Raw genomic sequence first — 21,853 nt, 5'->3', positions numbered from 1 at the left:
ATCCACTCTCCGTTGAAAGTGGATGCAAATATAACGGAAGAGTCTCCATACTTCCAAATGTTTTATAAAAAAAAACAAAACAAAAATTCAAAACGCTGATTTACAGCAATAAAAAAATCACAACCTGGATTGTGATTACCTATTCTATCTCAACAATAAGAAATTACTATTATATCCCTTCTACCAATAGTTGCTTTAAATTGTAAACTTGCTCTTTATTTCCTAAAACAAATAGATGAAAAGACTTATCGAGAACTATTTCAGGAGACGGATTGTATACATATGCCCCTCCTTCATCTTTTAAACCAATTATATTGGCTCCTGATTTATCTCTTACGTTTAACTCACGAATGGATTTGCCCACAAAACAATTTGCCAACTCACAACAGCTAACTTCTTCCAACTTCACCCCTTTGGTTGATTGCAACAGAATATTATCCAAAAATTCCACAACATCAGGCTGTGCAACCAATTTTGCCATTTGTTGTCCTCCTAGCCGATCAGGCATGATAACATTATTGGCTCCTGCTCTTTTTAATTTATTGTCGGACTGACTTTTTTCTGATCGTGATATAATCTTGATCGTTGCATTCATTTCCCTGGCAGTAAGCACAACATATACATTCTCAGCATCATTCGGAATTGCAGTTATCAATGCTTTGGCATTGGAAATATTTGCCAAACTCAGCACTTCTTCCTGAGTAGCATCGCCCTGAACAAACAATAGTTCAGGAATTAAACGAACATTATCAATACTGCTTTCCTCAGAATCAACAACAACAACATTTTCTCCATGTGCAATCAATTCAAGGCATGCCTGTTTCCCATTTCTTCCAAAACCACAAACAATAACGTGTCCACTTAATTTCTCTATACTTCTCACGGTTCTATAATCTTTTAAATTTCTACGAAAAACGCCATCTAAAATAAATCTGGTTACTGCCGAAGCTAAATATCCAAATATTCCAAAACTAACGAAAATTAAAAATATTGTAAACAGTTTCCCTGTATCCGACAATGGATGTACTTCAGTAAATCCAACTGTTGTAATGGTAATCACGGTCATGTAAAGGGCATCAACAAAAGTATAGGCATCATTCAGAAACATGAATCCAGATGTGCCAATAAGAATTGCCAGTATCAAAAATGACATCGCGATGCCTAATGTGCGTATGTTTTCCTCCCAAATTTTCCGTTTATTCATTCGTGTAAGATTAAAATCTAATATAATCATTAAAGCCTTACAAAATCGACAAAAAAAATATGTTTTTATCAATTTAAATCAACATCAAGGCGGCGAATAATTCTATTTCCAAATTCACACTGCAAACAATTAAATAAATCACAATAATTAGACTTTAATTGCAGTAAGGCCTGAGAATGGTATGCAGACTTCACGTTAACACCGCATTCTTTCCATTTTCGAGTAACTGAATTCTCCTCTGCAGAAACTTTATCCAATAAATTACAAGCTTTATCTTTCAATTTTTGAGAATCATTTGCTGCCCCATAGAGAAATAAAACAGGGACGACACAATTAATAATCAACCCGTTGATACTCGATTGCCCAAGAATCTTAACTTTTTCATTCGAGTCCAAGCCGAATTGATAATGACTAGTCCAATACTCGGAAGCTTGACAATTCAATAAGCTTGAGATATCCTCTATTGAATTCGCATGAAGAATTTGTGAAAACAAGGACTGTGAATTATGAACCAAGGCGGCAAATTGCGCGATTCTAATTGTAGGAAAATTTGATGGTCGCAGGCGTAACCACTTCCATTGACCAGGAGACAATGCTTTCAATTGATATTTATTGGCCAGGAATTCATATTCCAACTTCAACTTATTCAAATATACATCTTCACAATCGAACTTTTCAAATAAACCTGATTGTCCAAAAAGCAATGCTTCCAATTGAAAAATAGAATTCTTTTGCCGGGCCAGGAATTTCATTGGAATGGATCTGGCCAGCTGTTGAAAAGGATCAGCATTCACTTTCATTCCAAAATATCGTGCCAGCACCTGATAAAATGTTTCCTCCCAAGAGTTGTTATTTTGTTCCAAAATCTCTTGAATTTCATGAGACTTCCGCTCCAAACGCTCCAGAAGCATTCTATCCAGCCAATTCCGAACAAAAAAACTTTCAATTTTACCAATTTCATCCACACAGGGAATCCATTTTTCAGATAACATTAGCTTTCTGTAGTTATTCAATAATTCAGAAGTGAACCGAAGCACCAAACAGGGAATGACGCGATTATTTCTCAAAACAACAGCTGAATCATCTTCCAAAACAACATGCAGCACTACATTTTCATATGCTGGGTCAGCATCGTGCCCATGAGAATACCATGAAGAAGATTTTAAATGTATTTCAACATTTCCAGCCCAAAGAACATTATCTATCCTTATTCTAGCATCAAAAAAATCTGGTCCGGAGTCAGAATTTTGTTTTCCTACATCAATAATTTCAATTGCATTTCCTTTTGTGGAGAAAAGACTTGTTTTAGAAAACAGATTCTGTTTCCAAATGAACTGCAGGAAATCTTCATTCATCGAATCAATTTTAAATCATCAAAAATCGAATTTAACAATTTATCATGCATTTATCAATAAAAAAGGCGGTAAAATCATTGATTACCGCCTTTAAAAATTTTTAGTTTGAATCTATATCAAAAATTTCTCTTTAAGCAACAACTCCATTTCTTCTTGCAATTCTTTAGATTTCTCCTTAGCCACATCAGCAAATTTTTCCGAAGAATCAGCAAAAATAATTCCTCTCGACGAATTCACTAATAATCCGCAAGCATTATTCATTCCATACTTAGCCACCTCTTGCAAGCTTCCCCCCTGAGCACCAACACCCGGAACCAACAAAAAATGTTCTGGAGCAATTTTTCGTATATCGCCTAACATTTCAGCTTTTGTAGCTCCAACAACGTACATCATATTCTCTTTCGAGCCCCATTCCTGAGATTTCTCAAGCACTCTTTCAAACAACCTCTGATTATTCTGTTCAAAAAACTGCAGATCGAAAGCACCCTTATTTGATGTTAGAGCTAACAGAATCACCCATTTATTATCGTATTCAAGAAAAGGTGTTACCGAATCTTCTCCCATATAAGGAGCCACAGTAATTGAATCGAAAGGCATATTCTCAAGAAAAGCACTTGCATACATTTTTGAAGTATTTCCAATATCTCCTCTTTTAGCATCAGCAATCAGGAAAATATCTGAATAATTCTCTTTGATGTAGTTTACCGTTTTTTCAAGACTAATCCATCCTTTGGCACCAAGACATTCATAAAATGCAATATTCGGTTTATAAGCAACTGTAAATTCTGCTGTAGCATCTACTATTGCTTTATTAAATTCGAAAACCGGATCTTCAGTATTTAAAAGATGAGCAGGTATTTTCTTTATGTCACTATCTAAACCTACACAGAGAAAACTCTTCTTTTTCTTAATTTGCTCGAATAATGCTTGGTAATTCATCTGTTTATAATTTTAATGTTTTGATGAGATGGAACTTACTGAAAATTAAATAATCATACCCAGAATATTGATTATATAAAAACATGCATTCCATTTCTTTGGTTGTTCACTAGTTATTACAAAAAAGGCAGTGGAAAAACCACTGCCAATATTATTACAAACCACTTTCTTTAAGTCGTTCTGAATTTTCTTCAATTTGAAGCTTGTCAATTACTTCCTGAATATCCCCATCCATCGTGGCCGCCAAATTGTACATCGTAAAGTTAATACGATGATCCGTCACCCTTCCCTGCGGAAAATTGTATGTGCGGATTTTTGCTGATCTGTCGCCGGTAGAAACCATTGTTTTACGCTTGGATGAAATTTCATCAAGATATTTTTGATGCTCCAATGCATAAATACGGGAACGCAATTCAACCATTGCTTTGGCTAAATTCTTAATCTGTGATTTCTGATCCTGACATGTAACCACAATGCCGGTTGGATTGTGAGTTAAACGAATGGCAGAATAGGTTGTATTCACAGACTGTCCTCCGGGGCCCGATGAACAATAGGTATCCTTACGAATATCACTTTCTTTTACATCGATATCAAATTCTTCCGCTTCAGGAAGAACAGCAACCGAAGCTGCACTGGTATGAACACGACCTTGTGTTTCTGTTTGTGGAACCCTTTGTACACGGTGTACTCCCGATTCATATTTTAAAATCCCGTAAACACCGTTTCCGGTTACGTTCATTACAATTTCCTTATATCCTCCCGAAGTTCCTTCACTAAAACTTGAAATTGAAACCTTCCAACCCTTAGATTCACAAAACTTCGTATACATTCTGGCCAGTTCTCCGGCAAAAATACTCGCCTCGTCACCACCGGCACCGGCCCGAACCTCAAGAATAGCATTTTTAGAATCTTCGGGATCAGCAGGTATCAGAAGCAATTTAATTTCTTCTTCTAACTCAGGAATTTTAACTTCTAATTCTTCCAATTCCATTTTTGCCATTTCGCGCAACTCCTCATCCGATTCGCTGTTTAAAATCTCCTTTGATTCATTGATCCTATCAAGAGCATCTCTAAATTCTTTAGCGGCATCAGAAACAGCTTCCAATTCCTTATATTCCTTGCTTAACTTTATATACCTCTTCATGTCTCCCATCACTTCGGGGTCAGTTATCAACTGACTAACCTCCTTGAATCGGATAAGGACACCTTCTAATTTATCGAGTAACAAATTACTGCTCATATTCTGTATTCTAAATTTTGGACAAAATTATAAAAATAAAATCATTTTAAATAAAGCTTTCACTATTTAGATGCTGATTTTTAAGAAATCCCCGACTTAAGGCCGTTCCATGAATTATCCGACCAATATTTTCGCATAGTAAATTATTTATCAATCATTTAAAAATTTTTATTTAATCTAATAAATCTTAATTTTAGGAATGTAGATTCAAACTGCCCAACTAACAAGATTAAAATATTATAATCACACACTAACCAAACAAACTATGAACAATTTAATAAAGACTACTTTTTCGCTTCTTCTTATTCTATTAGCTGGCTACTCCAAGGCTGATAATGAAAAAATTAAATTTGGGAAAGTCTCTGTGGAAGAATTAGAAATGACAGTGTACCAGCAAGACACCAGTGCGGCTGCCGTTATTTTATATGATAGTGGATCCTCTTACTTCGAAACAGAGTATATAAATGATAATACTGATTTTATCTGTAAGTTTGAGCGCCATGTACGAATAAAAATACTAAAACCGGAAGGCTTTGATTTTGCAACATTTAAAATTCCTTTGTACCATAGTGAAAACGGTGAGGAAAAGACAAGTTCAATTAAAGGAAGAACCTATAATTTGGACGGTAAAATCCTTATCGATAAACTCGAAAAGAATTCAATTTTTAAAGAAGAAACTACCCCAAACTGGAATAGAATAAAATTTACCATGCCAAATATAAAAGTTGGCTCTGTTATTGAGGTAAAGTATCAAATTTCCTCTCCATTCAAACAAAATTTTAAAGCCTGGCAATTTCAATACAACATACCTGTTGAGTATTCTAAATACAATACCCGAATACCAAGTTATTTTAACTATCAGATAACAACAAAAGGATATTACCCCATAACAAAATTAAAAGAAACAAGCAGACCCGAAAACTTTTTGATCAAATACAAGGAAATAGACAACCAATCAGGAAGTGCGCAGATGATTGAACACCAGTACAATCTCACACCTATTTCAAATATTAATGAATACTATGCGGAAAACATTCCTTCTTTTAAAAAAGAATCGTACATGCTTGCCGAGGAAAACTACTTAAGCTGCATTGAATTTGAATTGCAATCTTACAAGTATGATTATGGAGCATTGCATAATTTTACTTCCTCCTGGGAGGATGTTCAAAACAAACTAATTAAATCGGACTATTTTGGAGGAACCTTAAAAAAAGATGGATTTGTTGAAGATGTCATTGCGCCTTTAATTTCCGGAGTACAAAGTGAAGAAGAAAAAATGGCAATAATTTTTCAGAGTGTACAAAACAGTATTAAATGGAATGAAAAAAACAAATTGTTTTGTGACAATAGCCTAAGATCAGTCTGGAAAGAAAAATCGGGAAGTTCTGCTGAAATCAATTTACTTTTAGTCGCCATGCTTCGCAAAGCAGGAATACAGGCCAACCCAGTTGCTTTGAGCACGCGGCAAAACGGAATTATCCATCCATCACACCCAACAATAACCCAAATGAACTATGTAGTTGCCTGCGCAAAGATAGGAGACAAAAGTTATTTGATGGATGCAACAGATCCCTATTGTCCAATTGGAATTCTTCCGTTTCGATGTTTAAATGACAAGGGAAGATTAATCACTGAAACTAACTCCGAATGGATCAACCTGGATCCCAACAAAGGATCAAAAATTGCAATTGTATCAACCCTTATCCTAACAGAAGAAGGTCAGCTTGAAGGCAAAATAAGCGAAGCTTTTTATGACTATAAAGGAGTGGATATCAGAAAAACGATTTCAAACAACACCGAAGGATATACCGAAAAATTGAAATCAGATTACGAAGACTGGAACATTACAGATATTGAATATAAAAATCTGGATGATAGAAACAATCCCGTTCAAATAAGCTATATGGCAGAAATTGAAAATGCAGCCAACATGGAAGGTGAACGAATCTATTTGAATCCTATTTTAAAATACAAAACACATGAAAACCCATTTAAACTGGAACAAAGAGAGTATCCTGTTAATTTTGGATATCCAATAACTGTAAATTACCTTCTGCTTTTGGAACTTCCTACTAACTTCACAATTGAGGAACAACCAAAATCTTCTAAAATAGTACTTCCTGATAATGGTGGGGAATACATATACCAGATTAATAAATCTGCTAACAAAGTGATGATTAAATATTCTTTTAACACAGGAAAATCACAATATTTATCTTCCGAATATGAATATTTAAAAGAATTCTATAATCATGTTATTGCAAAGGAAAACCAAATTTTGGTATTGAAAAAAATCGATCCAACTTCAATAAAATAAATCTCCAATTAATTTCAAACAAAAAGAGACTGTCTTTAAATAAGACAGTCTCTTTGCATTATATTCCAATATCTTAATACTCAAATTCTCCAAATTCACTTTTAATCGTCAATTTTTTTCCTGAGTTTGGCTCACAACGGCCAATTACCTGAGCATCTACATTAAATTCTTTTGATATCGCGATAATATTTTCAGCAATTTCCTGTGGAACATATAATTCAAATCGATGTCCCATATTAAATACTTTGTACATCTCATCCCATGAAGTTCCGCTCTGCTCTTTTATCAACTTAAAAAGTGGAGGAACTGAAAACATATTGTCCTTAACGATATGAATATTGTCAACAAAGTTAAGCACTTTTGTTTGTGCTCCACCCGAACAGTGAATCATGCCGTGAATTTGGGATCGGAATTGATCCAAGATTTTTTTAATAATCGGTGCATAGGTTCTTGTTGGCGAAAGTACCAATTTACCTGCATCAATATCAACACCTTCAACTTTATCGGTTAATTTACAGTTTCCTGAGTAAACCAAATCCGCTGGCACAGCATTATCATAACTTTCCGGATACTTTTCAGCAAGATATTTTGAAAAAACATCATGACGGGCAGAAGTCAGTCCATTCGAACCCATTCCTCCATTGTATTCTGTTTCGTAAGTTGCTTGTCCTGATGATGACAAACCAACAATTACATCGCCAGCCTGGATTTTTTCATTTGTAATTACGTCTTCTCTTTTCATTCGGCAAGTAACCGTCGAGTCGACAATAATGGTTCGGACTAAATCTCCAACATCAGCAGTTTCGCCACCTGTAGAATGAATATTAACTCCCATTTTACTGTACTCCGTTAACAATTCTTCAGTTCCGTTAATAATCTGAGAAAGAACTTCACCAGGAATCAGGTTTTTATTTCTTCCAATTGTGGATGACAAAAGAATATTATCAACTGCACCAACACAAAGTAAATCATCCAAATTCATGATCAATGCATCCTGAGCAATGCCCTTCCATACAGAAATATCTCCTGTTTCCTTCCAATACATGTAGGCAAGAGATGATTTTGTTCCTGCGCCATCGGCATGCATAATATTGCAATAGTCTGCATCTCCCGCAAGGAAATCCGGAACAACTTTACAAAATGCATTTGGATACAATCCTTTATCCAGATTTTTAATTGCACTATGCACATCTTCCTTCGAAGCTGACACTCCTCTAAGGTTATATCTTTCGTCTTTTCTCATGGTTGTTTAGATAAAAGGTAAAAGCAACAAGCAAAAAGATTAGAAATCTCAGACTTTAAATCTCTCAATAATAAATGGATAAAACAGTCCTACTCCCTCTTACTTACTCATTTACTTCTTCATTTTTTTTGCTTCGGCAAAGGTAATCTTTTTCCCTTTATTGTACGCGATTACAAATGCATTAATTCCAGTTTTACTAATCTTATCTGCTTCGGCCCTTGCCTCTTCCAAATCATCAAATATTCCGGTAGTGTATCTCACCGTAGAATCATCTACGCTTCCGCGGAAAACAACTTTGTATTTTTGAAGTGTAGGAGGAATCGTATTTTTATTGAAAGCTCCTATCTGAATGGTATAGAAAACGCCTTTAATTTCTGATAAATTTTTTATCAATGTATTACCTATTTGACTGGAATCAGATCCTGGTTTCATTTTAGAATTTGGCCCCGGCTGATAGTCTGTTGACAGCACTCTAAAATCGGTTCTTCGATTCAACTGATTAGCCTCATCCTTCTCTTTCTCTTTCAGCTTACTGATAAAAGATTCACTCAACACATCCCCTTCAGCTAAAAAGTCAAACTCTTTTGCCTTCACCGCGTTAATTGTCTGAGGTTTCGATTCCCCGTAACCATGAGCAATTAACCGATCCCAGTAGATTCCTTTCTCTATTAAATAATCGACAACAGACTGTGCTCTTTTCTGAGAAAGATCACGGTTGGTAGACTCACTTCCGACATAATCGGTATGCGATCCCAATTCAATCGTAATTTTAGGATTGTCGTTTAATGTTTCCACCAAACCATCTAAAGCTGTTTTAGATTCTTCTCTTAATTGCCAGGATCCAAAATCGTAAAATATATTTGGCAATTCGATTGGCTTCTCAATTGGTTTTAAACCAATAACTGATTTAAAATTACGGCTGACTTCTATCCCCAAAGTACTCACCTGCTCTTTGCCATTTAGATATCCTTCTGCCGAAACCATTACAATATATTCCAATTCAGGATCAAGCTCCACATTAAATTGCCCTTCTTCAGCAGATTTACTATCCATTTGTTCTCCATTTGAGGAAACAATATGAATAGCTGCATTAGGGATAAATTCGTTTGTTTCAGAATTTACAATTTTTCCCGAAAAAGAAAACTGTAAAGGCACGTAATCAAATCTATAAATATCATCGTTGCCGTTTTTCCGCGAAGATGTAAACATTCCTTTCTCCTGATCAGGCTGAAATACAATTGAAAAATCATCAGCAGTAGAATTTATTGGATATTTCATATTCTCCACCTTCCACACTCCTGTCTCTTCTCGTTTTGCCTGATAAATGTCCAACCCGCCCATGCCTTCCTTCCGATCGGAAGCAAAGAATAAATCACCATTTTTCTTTATAAAAGGGAATAACTCGTTGCCTGGTGAATTGATTGGCCGCCCCATATTTTGAGGTTCGCTCCAACTGCTTCCACTCTTTTTCACCATCCAAATGTCATTTCCTCCGTAACCACCAGGCATATCGGATACGAAATACAGAATATTACCATCAGCCGAAATAGAAGGATGCCCTACGGACAGACTATCCGGAACCAGATCAAGTTGAGCGACACTTCCCCAGCCATCTTCCTGCCTTTGCACAGCAAATATTTTTGTTCCCTGATTGTCTTTATTTACTTTTCGCGATGAAGTAAAATACAATACATCTGCCTCGGCAGAAAAACATGCAGCTCCTTCATTCCATTCTGTATTGATTGTATCTCCCACACCACGAGCTTTGCTCCATTGGTAAGTATCAACAATTACTTTTCGTGATGTTGCCTCTTTCCCTTTCCTTTTTTTACTCTTTCGAATCACTTCATTGGAATAATGCACCTCAAAAATATTTGAATGAAAATCTCCTGTAACACCGTCTTTTTTAGGCTTACCGTTCAACTTCCTTGTTGATGAGAAAAAAATAACATTTGTATCCTTCCCCATATAAACAGGGCAAAAATCACTGCCCGAAGAATTAAAATCATTCAATATCTCCACTTTATATCTTCCCGGATACTCTTCCCATGTGCTAATTCTTTTTAGTATTTCAGAAGGATCATTCTCTGCTTTTGCTTCTGGCTTTAGATCCAGATACTCCCAGAAATTTTCCTCGGCCTCTTCCATTTTCCCATTTTTCACTTCAGCATAAGCTAAATTTAAAACTGCATTTGAGAAAGTATCCCGGTTTAATATAGCTCTTCGATACCATGAGGAAGCCTTACGCACTTCATTTACCTGATCGAAACACGACGCTGCTTTAAATGCTATATCGGCTTTTAGTTCTTTATCCTTTGACTTTTTATAAGCTTTTTCGTAATAACCTTGTGCATAGTAATACTGTCCGGACTGAACCATTTTATCGCCACGATTTACATAAGATTGCGAAGAACAGGAAATAAATACTCCCAGAATAATAAAAATACAGATATTGGAAAAAAGCTTCATCAGATGAGTTTAAAATTCAATTATTGAACTAACAAGGTATAAAAATAATTATTTTATTTCAGCGGTCAATGTATTGTTAACAGAGATAAATATTTCTTATACAAAACAAAAAAAGGATGTCCAAATTATGAACATCCTTTTAGAACTTTTATTGTTGTCTCAATTAATTATTGAACAACAATTCACGATATTTTGGCAATGGCCACATTTCGTTATCAACGACCAACTCCAATTTATCAATATGATATCTGATACTAGAAAGATACGGACGAACTTTTTCATCATAAGCCGTAGCCATTTCTACACCCTCTTTCAATACATTACATGCTTTACGAGCATCAATCATTTCCCTCACTTTAGCTTTAATTGAACTAATGTGACCCGAAATTTCTTTAATTAACTCTTTACGTGCACCAGACAATTCTTCGTACTCACTGTTGGTAAAAACATCTCTTAAGCCTTGTACATTTTGAATTAGCTTGGTTTGGTAAGCAACGGCAGTCGGCACAATATGGTTAATTGCTAAATCTCCAAGAACGCGAGCTTCAATCTGAATTTTTTTGGTGAATTTCTCCATTTCCACTTCAACACGAGCTTCCAATTCTTTCTCGGTCATCACACCACTTCCGACCAAAGATTTTTTAGCCGCAGGATCAAGATACTTCGAAATTGATTCAGGAACACTTGTAATATTTGTCAAACCTCTTCTTTTAGCCTCAACCAACCATTCATCAGAGTAACCATCACCATTAAAACGAATAGGCTTACACTCAATAATCATTTTCTTAAGAATCTGAAAAATTGCCTCATCCTTTTTAATATCCTGCTCTATTAAAGCATCAACAGCTATTTTAAATTCTTTTAACTCTACAGCAACTGCAGCACTTAAAGCTGTCATTGCTGCCGCATTGTTCACAGAAGATCCAACAGCACGGAACTCAAAACGATTTCCAGTAAATGCAAATGGAGATGTACGGTTACGGTCTGTATTGTCTAAAATAATTTCAGGAATTCTACCGATACCCAATTTCAAAGCTGTTTTTTCATCAGGAGTCATTTTTCTCTCTCCAACTTCTTCAACAATTCTATCTAACATTCGAGATACTTCATCTCCAAGGAAAGCTGAAACAATTGAAGGAGGCGCCTCATTAGCACCTAAACGGTGACTGTTTGATGCAGTAAGAATGGATGCGCGCAACAAATCCTGATTCTTATATACGGCCATCAATGTATTGACAACAAAAGTAAGAAATTGAATATTCGCTTTAGGATTTTTTCCAGGAGCCAAAAGAACAACACCTGTATCGGTTCCTAATGACCAGTTGTTGTGTTTACCAGATCCATTAATACCTGCAAATGGTTTTTCGTGGAAAAGAACACGGAATTTATGGTGACGGGCAACTTTTTTCATCACATCCATTAACAATTGATTGTGATCATTTGCAAGGTTAGCCTCTTCGAAAATAGGAGCTAATTCGAACTGACTTGGAGCTACTTCATTGTGACGGGTTTTCACAGGAATTCCCAATTTATGACATTCAACTTCCAATTCCATCATAAAAGCAGTAACACGTTCTGGAATAGATCCAAAATAGTGATCATCCAATTGCTGATCTTTAGATGATGAGTGCCCCATTAATGTACGACCTGTAAGCACAAGATCCGGACGAGCCTGATACAGAGCTTCATCAATAAGGAAATACTCTTGTTCCCATCCCAGATTTGTGTGAACCTTAGTTACATTTTTATCGAAATACTGACAAACACCAACAGCCGCTTCATCAACTGCAGCCAATGCTTTTAACAATGGAGCTTTGTAATCAAGAGCTTCTCCAGTGTAAGAAATAAATATAGTAGGAATACAAAGAGTAGTACCAACAATAAAAGCTGGAGATGAAACATCCCAAGCAGTGTAACCACGTGCCTCAAATGTTTGGCGAATTCCTCCTGAAGGGAACGAAGAAGCATCCGGCTCCTGCTGCGCTAATAATTTACCTGAAAAATTTTCAATCATATGACCGCCATCACCATAATCGATAAAACCATCATGTTTTTCTGCAGTACCATCTGTTAATGGCTGAAACCAGTGAGTATAATGAGTTGCACCTTTTTCAATCGACCAGGCTTTCATCCCTGCAGCAATACCATCAGCCATTTTTCGGTCTACAGCCAGACCTTTCTGATTTGCAGTCATTACTGCACGAAAAGCCTCTTTAGAAAGATACTTTCTCATGGACTCAACATTAAACACTAATTCACCGTAATAATCAGTCACCTTATTTGAAGGTAAAGTAACGGAAACAGCTTCCCTTTTAAGTAACTCCCCTAACGCTTTAAATCTAATTGTGGCCATAAACGCAAAAATTTTAGTTGTTGATATTTTAATCCGTATTAAAAAAAAGGGGTACTCAGCAAAAAAAAACATTTAATTTTCACTCAACACCCCCTTTGTAACGATACAAATGTGAATAAAATAATTCAATTTCACAATTCTGCTTACAGAAAAATAACCTCATACAAACAAAAAAACGGTAAAAACAGGATCAAAACCCCTTATTTTTATCGTTTGCGCTTAAAATTTTAGTTTTTTTTCAAAAAGAACCTTCTTTTTATCTGGCTAATGGGATTTTGGGGGCATTTTTTAAAATAACATCCTTAACATCTTTTTTTGAGCCTATCAATTCATAAAATTTGAGGATATAGTCCGTTAATCCATGCCTATTCTCTTCGTTTAAATATTCACATTGTGAAATCAATTCCAGAAACGCTTCCTTCAATTCATTAAAATCTGTAAAAGCAGCATTCAATTCCTCATCACTCCATTTGTAACCTTTGTATAATCTCTTATACTTTGCATCAGAAGCTATATTGGGATCCAATGTAAAATAAGTATGATTGATTATTCCTGACCAATCAAAATCAAATGGTATAGCAATGGGAATGCTCTGTTCATCTACCGACACAATATCAATGTTGTGCAAACGTTCAACATTCCAATCGGAATTCCCAATCATCAACTGAAACAATGACAGCATTACAATATTCTTTCGAAGCATATTGTATTGCTTCATATTTTTGAATTGTAAGATGATCTTCCCATTTCGGGTGGCAACGTCATTTTTATCTTCCAAAAAGAAACCAAACTTCCGAATGGTATCGTTAGTAATACTATCTATAAATGATATCTGAGACAAGCGAACCCTGTAACTATGTTCATCAATAAGGTTGTACATCTTATAGATTAGATATTCTTTAATGGTGTTCTGTTCGAATCCATCCTCGAAAGACTGACAATGACTTACGTACTTTAACTTGCTTTGCCCTTCGAACTCGGTACCTACCATCCTTTCTACCGGGAGCTTAAATCGTAATGGTGGAAAATCACAATTTTGTTTTCTCCTTCGAAAATTTCCGCGGGTCATTACTTCAACATCGATTCTATCCCCTATCTGCTTGTCATTCTCAATAAGCTGCAATTCAGATTTATGATACTTGCGATCCTCACTAATATCATTTAGAAGACTTGACAAATTTGTTTTTAATTCGAACTCAAGAAGTTTTTCATTTTTAAACAATGGTAATTTCAACAAACTATCCCTATCCTTTTTGGAAATAGCACTAACAGGAACCAAACAGAGAAACAACAATAAAATTATGATAGCTTTTGTGAAAAACCATTTCCTGGTATTATTTTTTAATTCAATTGTATTTGACAGCTTACTCATTGCATTGTTTTATAAAAGCATTATTCAACTAACTCTCTTCTTCCATCTGAAAAACAACGATAGTACTTTCCATTTTCAATTAACATTACCTGAGGTTCAATTTCCGAATATCCCATTGGTACATTTATCGCAACAACTTTATCATCGTGTAAAAAACGAATAGATTCAACCTCTGTATGCCCGAAAAAAATTCGATTTACATCATAATAAGAAAGCACTTTATTTAATTCCTCATTATTAATGATTGAATAACTTCTTGATTTCATCAGATAACCTCTATACCACAAAGGATTTTCAGGAAAATAAATAGTCTTCATTAATTCTTCATGTGTCATCTCGTTGTCTGAACTTAAACTATTTCGAATGTCATTATTTATTTGCTCCAAACTAAGCCCTCTATCAACTAAATCAGGCGACAAGCCACCATGAACAAATAGCAAATCATTAATTTTAACTACGGAATTTAATGATCGCAGCCATTTTCCCAATTCCGTATCTGCATAAAAAAACCGTGGATAATTAAACATTAGCCTTTGGCACATATTCTTATACTTTGGAGCAACATAACGGGAATCGTTCATCAAAACCATTATTTCGTGATTCCCTAACAATAAATGCAGTTTTCCCTTGTTTTCAAGTGCTTGCCGCTGTAACTTCTTGATTAAATACAGACTTTCAGTGACCTTATCTCCACGATCAAAAATATCTCCAATAAAAACGACATGTCCATCCCCCCAATTCCAATCTAGATTTTCATTAATTACTCCAATATTCTGCAATAATTCTACCATTACATCATATTCTCCATGCACATCGCCAATTGCCAACAGTTTTGTCACTCCTGAGTATTCTGCACTTTGAATTGGATAGTTTCCTTTTCGGAGCCAATACTCATTTCGATCACCTTTTTGTCCTTTAACAACTACCAAATCGCCTTTAATCTTTATTTTCTTCTCCCGGATATCAATGGTATTTCCTTCTTTTTCATGATTGATATACCACAACTTCACTGTTTTATCGTCGAGCCAGAAAAAATGAGGACCCTCGGAATAATCTTCCAGATTAACATCCTGAATATTTCCATTAAACACCTTGTCGTAAGATGAAAATGCACCTGAACCTAATTCATTCTTCTTTTCTTGCGCTTCCACATCAAATAACCATAAATTAATTGCACCTAGAAATAATACAGTTACGTATTTGTAAAACTTAATCGTTCGATACATATCATCTTTTTTTCTTATTCAAAGCAAATACCAAAATTACTATACCTCTTTAAATCAAAAACTAAACTAATATTCCAAAAAAAAGGAAACGAATTAACTGTTCGTAATTAACACAGCTTGTGTGCGAATACGAACTGTGATGGTATTACATGAAGATAGTAAAAAATTAATGAAGCTTTTACATATAAAAAAACAGGGATTCCGAAGAACCCCTGTTACACTACTACATAGTACCTGAATTAGTATCCAGGATTTTGTCCTACAAGTCCTCCTGTATTATCCACTTCACTTTGTGGAAGAGGGAAGAAAATATTTTTTGGCATTGTTAAATTTGTTGCCTTAAAGATTGGCTCACCAGAATCAGCCACTACGTATCCCCCGGCACCGTCACGGGTAATACTTGCCTTAACTTTGTAACCATCTGTTTTAAGCTCTTGCTCTAATCTTCCTGTTCTAATCAAATCGTGCAATCTATGACCTTCACCACAAAGCTCAACACGACGTTCGTGATATATAGCATCCAGCAAAGCTGCTCCAGAAGCTGTAACATTAGCCAAAATAGTAGCATTCCCCTGACGAGCACGCTCACGTACTTTATTTAGATAGGTTCTAGCAGTTCCCTCATCATTGGTATGATAGCAAGCCTCGGCATACAATAAGTAGATATCTGATAAACGGATAATTCTTTCATTAACTGGTGAATTTCGGAAGTTTCCCAAACTTAAATACTGCTGCTTTGACAAATAATGTTTGTAATTACTAAAACCAGTCAAATCTTCTGCAACTACGCCGGGTGTTTCCCCTTCAAGTATCCACTGATCAGCATATTGCAGAGAATTAATTAAAGAAGCATCACGTCTTGGATCATTATTTTCAAATTCAAGATACAAATCGTAAGTTGCCTGATATCTTCCATATGGATCAGCAGCTCCCAACCAAGGCATATTCAAGAAAGTAGTGAAGTTACCATTGTTGGTATAAGCACCATCATCAAGAGGCGAATCGTAAAACTGAACTTCGAAAATAGATTCCTCATTATTCTCTTCCGCCTCCGAAAATAAATCATGATAATTACCTTGATACAAATCGTAAACATCTAAACCAAACAATTGTTCTGCATAGGTTTTTGCTTCATCCCACTTGTTCTCATTGTAAAAATCCTGAGATGCATAACCAGAACTTGCCTGAGAAACACAAACTTTCACCAAGAGACCTAAGGCTGCACCTTTAGTTGCACGACCTAGTTCCTTACTTTCAACATAAACTGATTTTAAAGGAAGAGCAGCAACAGCATCTTTCAAATCTGTTTCGATTTGAGCATAAATTTCAGCTGACGTAGCGCGTGTTTGATTCAAATCATCACCCAATAACGGAACTGTAACCAATGGCACGCTACCATAATTCTTAACCAAATCATAGTAATAATATGCTCTCATGAATTTTGCTTCACCAACAACACGGTCTTGTAATGACTTATCGGTTACTCCAGGAATATCTTTCCCTTCTACATTTGCCAACAATTGGTTCGCAATTAATATTCCACGATAATTGTACCGGTAATTATAAGTGAATAAGAATGCCGTGGCGTCGTAAGTGAATTGACGCAATGCCAAATCTTCTCTATCCACTGCATCATCAGTAGTAGAATTATTTAAGGAAGTTCGTCCCCAGTTATAATGATACTCCCACATTGGAGCATAACATGCATTAGCCGCTTTTACAAGCTCGGCATCGTTCGAATAAAAACTCCCTGAAGTTTGTTCCCCGATTTTTACGGTATCCAAATAGTCTTTATCACAGGCTCCTAATGAAAATATCAAAAGCCCCGCTAATATTATATTTCTTATTTTCTTCATTTTCATCAACTATTAGAAAGTTAAATTAGCTCCTATTGAAAAAATTCTAGCTTGTGGATAAGTTCCATAATCAATACCTTGAGTTAATGATGGACTGGTAGAACTAGCAGCTCCAATTTCAGGATCCAAACCAGAATAATTTGTAATTGTAAATACATTCTGACCAGAGAAGTATACACGCAGATTGGACATCCAAGGAGTAAGATCTTTAAAAGTATAACCCAATTGAATGTTTTTTAAGCGCAAATACGAACCATCTTCCACATAAAAATCGGAAGCTCTCAGGTTTTTCTCAACTGTAGAAGCGTTTAATCCAAACATTTCATTTGAGTTATTCTGAGCAGTCCAGTGATTTTTATAATCGGAAGCCAATGCAAATCTTTTGATATCCGCGTAATTGTAATATTTAAACCCATTGAATATTTCATTACCCGTTACTCCTTGGAAGAACATGGATAAATCAAAACCTTTGTATGACAAATCAATGTTCACTCCATAAAACAAATCCGGATTTGGATCACCAATCTGCACACGGTCATCACCATTGATGACTCCATCAGGAGCTTCCATTACACCATCATTATCTTTATCAGTCCACTGATCTTTAAATCTAAAATCACCTGCACCAATAGGTTCTGCCGACTGAGCACTTGATGCAACTTCAGCATCTGTTTGAAAAACTCCATCAACCTGATAACCATAGAATGCTCCAATAGGAGATCCCTCAGCCGTTCTGGTAACATTACCTACCAAACTCACATTACCACTCCAAATAGGAACTCCGCCACCAAGACTGGTTACTTCATTATCTACATGAGACGCATTTACATTAACTGAATATTTAAAATCACTTCCAATTTTACCACGGTAACCCAGATTTAATTCAAAACCTTTGTTTTCAACAGTACCAGCATTAACATACGGACTTCCATCGTAACCAGCATACTGAGGGATTGGCACCTGCACCAACATATCCTTGGTTTCTTTCTTAAAATAATCAGCAGAAAAAGTCAACTTGTCATTAAAAAATGCCAGATCCAATCCGAAATTTGTAGATTCTACCGTTTCCCACTGAACTTTTAAATTGGCCATCTTTACAGGAGCAGCTCCCGCTTGTTCTTTATCCCCAAAAACATAGCTATACTCTAACAAAGCATCTTTACTTTGAACTGTGGAAGCAAATGAATATGGATCAATCTTAGCATTCCCAACACGTCCCCAACCAGCTCTTACTTTTATTCTGTTTACCACATCTTCCGGTAAGAAATCCATGAATTTTTCATTTCTCAATTTCCATCCTAAAGACATTGAAGGGAAATTTCCAAATCGCTTATCAGGACCAAAAACAGAAGAACCATCACGACGGAAAGATGCAGTTAGAAAATAGGTGTCTGCATAATTATAATTTACTCTACCTAAGTAGGAGTACATTCTTGTATCTACACCAGAATTCGAAGCATTTGTACTTTCCAAATCAGTAGAAGCAGAAATATACTGCAATTCCTCATTATCGTTTGGAATATTATTACGAGAAGCTCCCAAATATTCGGATTTGTTTTTCTCAGCAGTAAAACCAGCTAACAAACTAATACTATGGTCTTCAATATCCATACTGTAAGAAATTGTATTCTCACTTAAGAATCCATTAAACTCCCTGGTAGTTTTTGATAAACTATTGGTGATGTTCTTTTCATTCCCATAATCATAAGAAGGCAAATAAGTCTTCTCCTTCGATCTTGAAACATTTAGGCTTACAGATGATTTAACGAACAAATTCTTAATTGGTTCAACCTGTAAATAAGAATTTGCCAGAATCAAAAGAGCAGAATTCTCTCTAACATCTCTGTTTAATATAGCAACTGGATTTGCCAAATCAGAATACGGAGTAGAAGCATATTCTCCCGACTCCTGATAAACCGGAGTTATAGGATCCATTCTTTGAGCAAGAGTTAAAATGCCATTAATGGCATTTCCATTAACCTGATCGGTATTGGAATGCGATAATGAAACATTAATACCTGCTTTGATTTTTGAACCAATATTGTAATTATTATTTAAACGCGCATTGATTCTCTCGTACTTAGAATTCAAAACAACACCTTCATTTTTAAAATATCCCGCACTGAATAAAGTATTTGAAGATTCATCTCCTTTTGATAAGGTAACATTCGTTTTGTAGATTTTCCCAACACGTGTCACCTCATCGAACCAATCAGTAGTTTTTCCTGTATTGTCAGATGGAGATTGAAGGATTAATGGTTTGTAAGCACTCGAACCTGTAAAAGCCGCAGCATTTGTTTGAGCTGCATTATAAGTAGCCAACCAATCTTGCGTATTCATTAAATCTGGTTTATTCCAAACGCTTTGAAGTCCGGTCATTAATTCCATTTGAACTTTCACATCCTTGGTATTACCAGTTTTGGTTGTAATTAAAACAACACCGTTTGCACCTCTTGAACCATAAATAGCGGTTGCTGACGCATCTTTCAACACCTCAAGACTCTTAAAATCACTTGGATTTAAACTAGAAATATCATCCAGAAAAATACCGTCAACAACATAAAGAGGCGATGAATTATTCACAGTACCTGTTCCACGAACTCTAACTGATAAACCTGCACCTGGAGCACCGGAAGTTTGCGTTACCATCACACCGGCAGCACGTCCCTGAAGAAGAGCTGCTCCGTTTGAAACCGGCTGATCTTCCAAATCCTTTGCACTAATACTTGCAACCGAACCTGTAATATCACTTTTTTTCTGAACACCATAACCAACCACTACAACTTCGTCCATTGCAAAATTATCGGTTTGCAACGCAACATTTAATTCTGTTTGAGCACCAACACTGGCCTCAAATGGTTTCATTCCAATGTAAGAGAATACCAAAATGGCATCCGCTCCAACTTTGATTTCATATTTTCCATCAAAATCGGTAGTTGTTCCGTTGGTTGTACCTTTTACTACAACCGAAACGCCCGGGATAGTTAACCCGTCTTCTGCACCGGTAACCACACCTTTAACCAGCAAATCCTGTGCCCAGGATACCTGCCAGCCAAGAAGCATGATTAACGTAAAGCATGCAATTTTTCTCATAGTGTTTAATTTAGATTAGCAAGAAATAATTAAAAATTACTTATATTTTTATGACTCCAATTCCCGGACGGTTTGGTAAAATTACTTTCCCGCCGAGAATCTCAATTCCTTTAAAAGGATCATTTGATATTAATAAGTTTCCATCCAAATCCGCCCAATCAACCATAGGCGACAGTTGGGCTGCCGCACTAACACCACAAGACGTTTCCGTCATGCATCCTACCATCACTTTCATATCCAAAGAACGGGCTGCATTCATCATTTTATGAGCTTCTCTCATTCCGGTACACTTCATCAATTTGATATTAATTCCGGAATAAACTCCATGTAATTTTGCCACATCATCCAATCGCTGAATGGCTTCATCAGCAATTACAGGCAAGGGACTGTGCTGAGTTAGCCAAGCCATATCTTCCAAATTGTATTTGTCCATTGGCTGCTCAACAAAAACAACTCCTTGTTCTTTTAACCAATGAATTTTATCTAAAGCCTCTTGTTTGTCTTTCCATCCCTGATTCACATCCACACACAAAGGCACATTTGTAATTTTGCGAATTGTATTAATCATCTCCTCATCGGTACCACGACCAATTTTCACTTTTAACATTTTATAAGGAGAAGCTTCTTTCACTTTTTCAATTACTACATCAGGTTTATCCATTCCAATGGTAAATGTGGTTACCGGAGTGTTTTCCTGACTGTAACCCCAGATTTTAAACCATGGTTTTTCCAATAATTTCCCGATCAAATCGTGCAAAGCGATATCAATTGACGCCTTTGCCGCACAATTTCCTTCAGCAACAGCATCTACATAGCTTAGTATTTCACTCAGGCGAAAAGGATCAGAGAACTGTTTCAAATTTACACTGCTTAGAAATTTCGTTGCAGTCTCATGCGATTCACCCAAATAAGGAGGCATAGAAGCTTCTCCATAACCAACAACTCCATCCCACTCAATTTTGGTAAGCATAACCGGGGTGGTTGTTCTGGAAAAAGATGCAATGGTAAATACATGTTTCAACGCCAATTCATATGGCACAAAACTAAGTTTCAATCCTGTTCCTGAATGTTTTAATTTGCCTGTTCCTGCTCCTCCGCAAGAATTCATCGCCGGAAGCAAAAATGCAGCTCCAGCCAACAAGCCTGTGTTTCCTAAAAACTTTCTTCTATCTATTGCCATTTCCTT

General features: G+C 36.0%; 13 protein-coding genes. 1 reads left to right on the top strand and 12 read right to left on the bottom strand.

What is annotated here, in order from left to right:
- Window positions 1-169: 169 nt before the first annotated feature.
- The 4 genes from ACKU4N_RS02750 to prfA form a co-directional block, all read right to left on the bottom strand.
- On the bottom strand, window positions 170-1,204 hold the full coding sequence (locus ACKU4N_RS02750; RefSeq protein WP_321320408.1) for a potassium channel family protein: 1,035 nt from the start codon (window positions 1,202-1,204) through the stop codon (window positions 170-172).
- Between the two features lie 68 nt (window positions 1,205-1,272).
- The gene (locus tag ACKU4N_RS02745) at window positions 1,273-2,559 is read right to left on the bottom strand and encodes a DUF2851 family protein (protein WP_321320407.1); all 1,287 of its coding nucleotides are present in this window, start codon (window positions 2,557-2,559) and stop codon (window positions 1,273-1,275) included.
- Window positions 2,560-2,670: 111 nt separating this feature from the next.
- A complete protein-coding gene (pyrF, locus tag ACKU4N_RS02740) occupies window positions 2,671-3,498 on the bottom strand; it encodes an orotidine-5'-phosphate decarboxylase (RefSeq protein ID WP_321320406.1) in 828 nt (275 codons plus the stop codon).
- A gap of 154 nt (window positions 3,499-3,652) precedes the next feature.
- Complete coding sequence (gene prfA, locus ACKU4N_RS02735; protein ID WP_321320405.1) at window positions 3,653-4,738, bottom strand: peptide chain release factor 1; 1,086 nt, start codon at window positions 4,736-4,738, stop codon at window positions 3,653-3,655.
- Between the two features lie 265 nt (window positions 4,739-5,003).
- Here prfA and ACKU4N_RS02730 point away from each other — a divergent pair, with 265 nt between their 5' ends.
- Complete coding sequence (locus tag ACKU4N_RS02730; protein ID WP_321320404.1) at window positions 5,004-7,055, top strand: transglutaminase family protein; 2,052 nt, start codon at window positions 5,004-5,006, stop codon at window positions 7,053-7,055.
- Window positions 7,056-7,128: 73 nt separating this feature from the next.
- Here ACKU4N_RS02730 and ACKU4N_RS02725 read toward each other — a convergent pair whose 3' ends face one another.
- From ACKU4N_RS02725 to ACKU4N_RS02690, 8 genes are all read right to left on the bottom strand, one after another.
- A complete protein-coding gene (locus ACKU4N_RS02725; RefSeq protein WP_321320403.1) occupies window positions 7,129-8,298 on the bottom strand; it encodes an AIR synthase related protein in 1,170 nt (389 codons plus the stop codon).
- 111 nt (window positions 8,299-8,409) lie between these two features.
- Complete coding sequence (locus ACKU4N_RS02720) at window positions 8,410-10,767, bottom strand: PorE family type IX secretion system protein (protein ID WP_321320402.1); 2,358 nt, start codon at window positions 10,765-10,767, stop codon at window positions 8,410-8,412.
- Between the two features lie 163 nt (window positions 10,768-10,930).
- Window positions 10,931-13,120 (bottom strand): glutamine synthetase III family protein, encoded by a 2,190-nt coding sequence (locus ACKU4N_RS02715; RefSeq protein ID WP_321320401.1) that lies wholly within the window; start codon window positions 13,118-13,120, stop codon window positions 10,931-10,933.
- A 256-nt stretch (window positions 13,121-13,376) separates the two neighbouring features.
- Window positions 13,377-14,492, bottom strand: a complete 1,116-nt coding sequence (locus ACKU4N_RS02710; RefSeq protein ID WP_321320400.1) for a hypothetical protein — start codon at window positions 14,490-14,492, stop codon at window positions 13,377-13,379.
- Window positions 14,493-14,512: 20 nt separating this feature from the next.
- Window positions 14,513-15,718 (bottom strand): metallophosphoesterase, encoded by a 1,206-nt coding sequence (locus tag ACKU4N_RS02705; RefSeq protein WP_321320399.1) that lies wholly within the window; start codon window positions 15,716-15,718, stop codon window positions 14,513-14,515.
- A 239-nt stretch (window positions 15,719-15,957) separates the two neighbouring features.
- The gene (locus ACKU4N_RS02700) at window positions 15,958-17,574 is read right to left on the bottom strand and encodes a RagB/SusD family nutrient uptake outer membrane protein (RefSeq protein WP_321320268.1); all 1,617 of its coding nucleotides are present in this window, start codon (window positions 17,572-17,574) and stop codon (window positions 15,958-15,960) included.
- A gap of 12 nt (window positions 17,575-17,586) precedes the next feature.
- Complete coding sequence (locus tag ACKU4N_RS02695; RefSeq protein ID WP_321320259.1) at window positions 17,587-20,667, bottom strand: SusC/RagA family TonB-linked outer membrane protein; 3,081 nt, start codon at window positions 20,665-20,667, stop codon at window positions 17,587-17,589.
- Between the two features lie 40 nt (window positions 20,668-20,707).
- Window positions 20,708-21,847 carry a dipeptide epimerase gene (locus ACKU4N_RS02690; RefSeq protein WP_321320243.1) on the bottom strand — a complete coding sequence of 380 codons (1,140 nt, stop codon included), beginning with the start codon at window positions 21,845-21,847 and terminating at the stop codon, window positions 20,708-20,710.
- Window positions 21,848-21,853: the final 6 nt, after the last annotated feature.

Origin of the sequence: Labilibaculum sp. (assembly GCF_963664555.1) — a bacterium.
Lineage (GTDB): Bacteria > Bacteroidota > Bacteroidia > Bacteroidales > Marinifilaceae > Labilibaculum.
The sequence above is the reverse complement of the archived record's forward strand: the minus strand, read 5'-3'. Positions and strand labels throughout refer to the sequence as shown.

What these genes read in the sequence shown, in the direction of transcription:
- ACKU4N_RS02750 (WP_321320408.1), bottom strand. Translation starts at nt 1,204, where the DNA reads ATGAATAAACGGAAAATTTGGGAGGAAAACATACGCACATTAGGCATC.
- ACKU4N_RS02745 (WP_321320407.1), bottom strand. Translation starts at nt 2,559, where the DNA reads ATGAATGAAGATTTCCTGCAGTTCATTTGGAAACAGAATCTGTTTTCT.
- pyrF (WP_321320406.1), bottom strand. Translation starts at nt 3,498, where the DNA reads ATGAATTACCAAGCATTATTCGAGCAAATTAAGAAAAAGAAGAGTTTT.
- prfA (WP_321320405.1), bottom strand. Translation starts at nt 4,738, where the DNA reads ATGAGCAGTAATTTGTTACTCGATAAATTAGAAGGTGTCCTTATCCGA.
- ACKU4N_RS02730 (WP_321320404.1), top strand. Translation starts at nt 5,004, where the DNA reads ATGAACAATTTAATAAAGACTACTTTTTCGCTTCTTCTTATTCTATTA.
- ACKU4N_RS02725 (WP_321320403.1), bottom strand. Translation starts at nt 8,298, where the DNA reads ATGAGAAAAGACGAAAGATATAACCTTAGAGGAGTGTCAGCTTCGAAG.
- ACKU4N_RS02720 (WP_321320402.1), bottom strand. Translation starts at nt 10,767, where the DNA reads ATGAAGCTTTTTTCCAATATCTGTATTTTTATTATTCTGGGAGTATTT.
- ACKU4N_RS02715 (WP_321320401.1), bottom strand. Translation starts at nt 13,120, where the DNA reads ATGGCCACAATTAGATTTAAAGCGTTAGGGGAGTTACTTAAAAGGGAA.
- ACKU4N_RS02710 (WP_321320400.1), bottom strand. Translation starts at nt 14,492, where the DNA reads ATGAGTAAGCTGTCAAATACAATTGAATTAAAAAATAATACCAGGAAA.
- ACKU4N_RS02705 (WP_321320399.1), bottom strand. Translation starts at nt 15,718, where the DNA reads ATGTATCGAACGATTAAGTTTTACAAATACGTAACTGTATTATTTCTA.
- ACKU4N_RS02700 (WP_321320268.1), bottom strand. Translation starts at nt 17,574, where the DNA reads ATGAAGAAAATAAGAAATATAATATTAGCGGGGCTTTTGATATTTTCA.
- ACKU4N_RS02695 (WP_321320259.1), bottom strand. Translation starts at nt 20,667, where the DNA reads ATGAGAAAAATTGCATGCTTTACGTTAATCATGCTTCTTGGCTGGCAG.
- ACKU4N_RS02690 (WP_321320243.1), bottom strand. Translation starts at nt 21,847, where the DNA reads ATGGCAATAGATAGAAGAAAGTTTTTAGGAAACACAGGCTTGTTGGCT.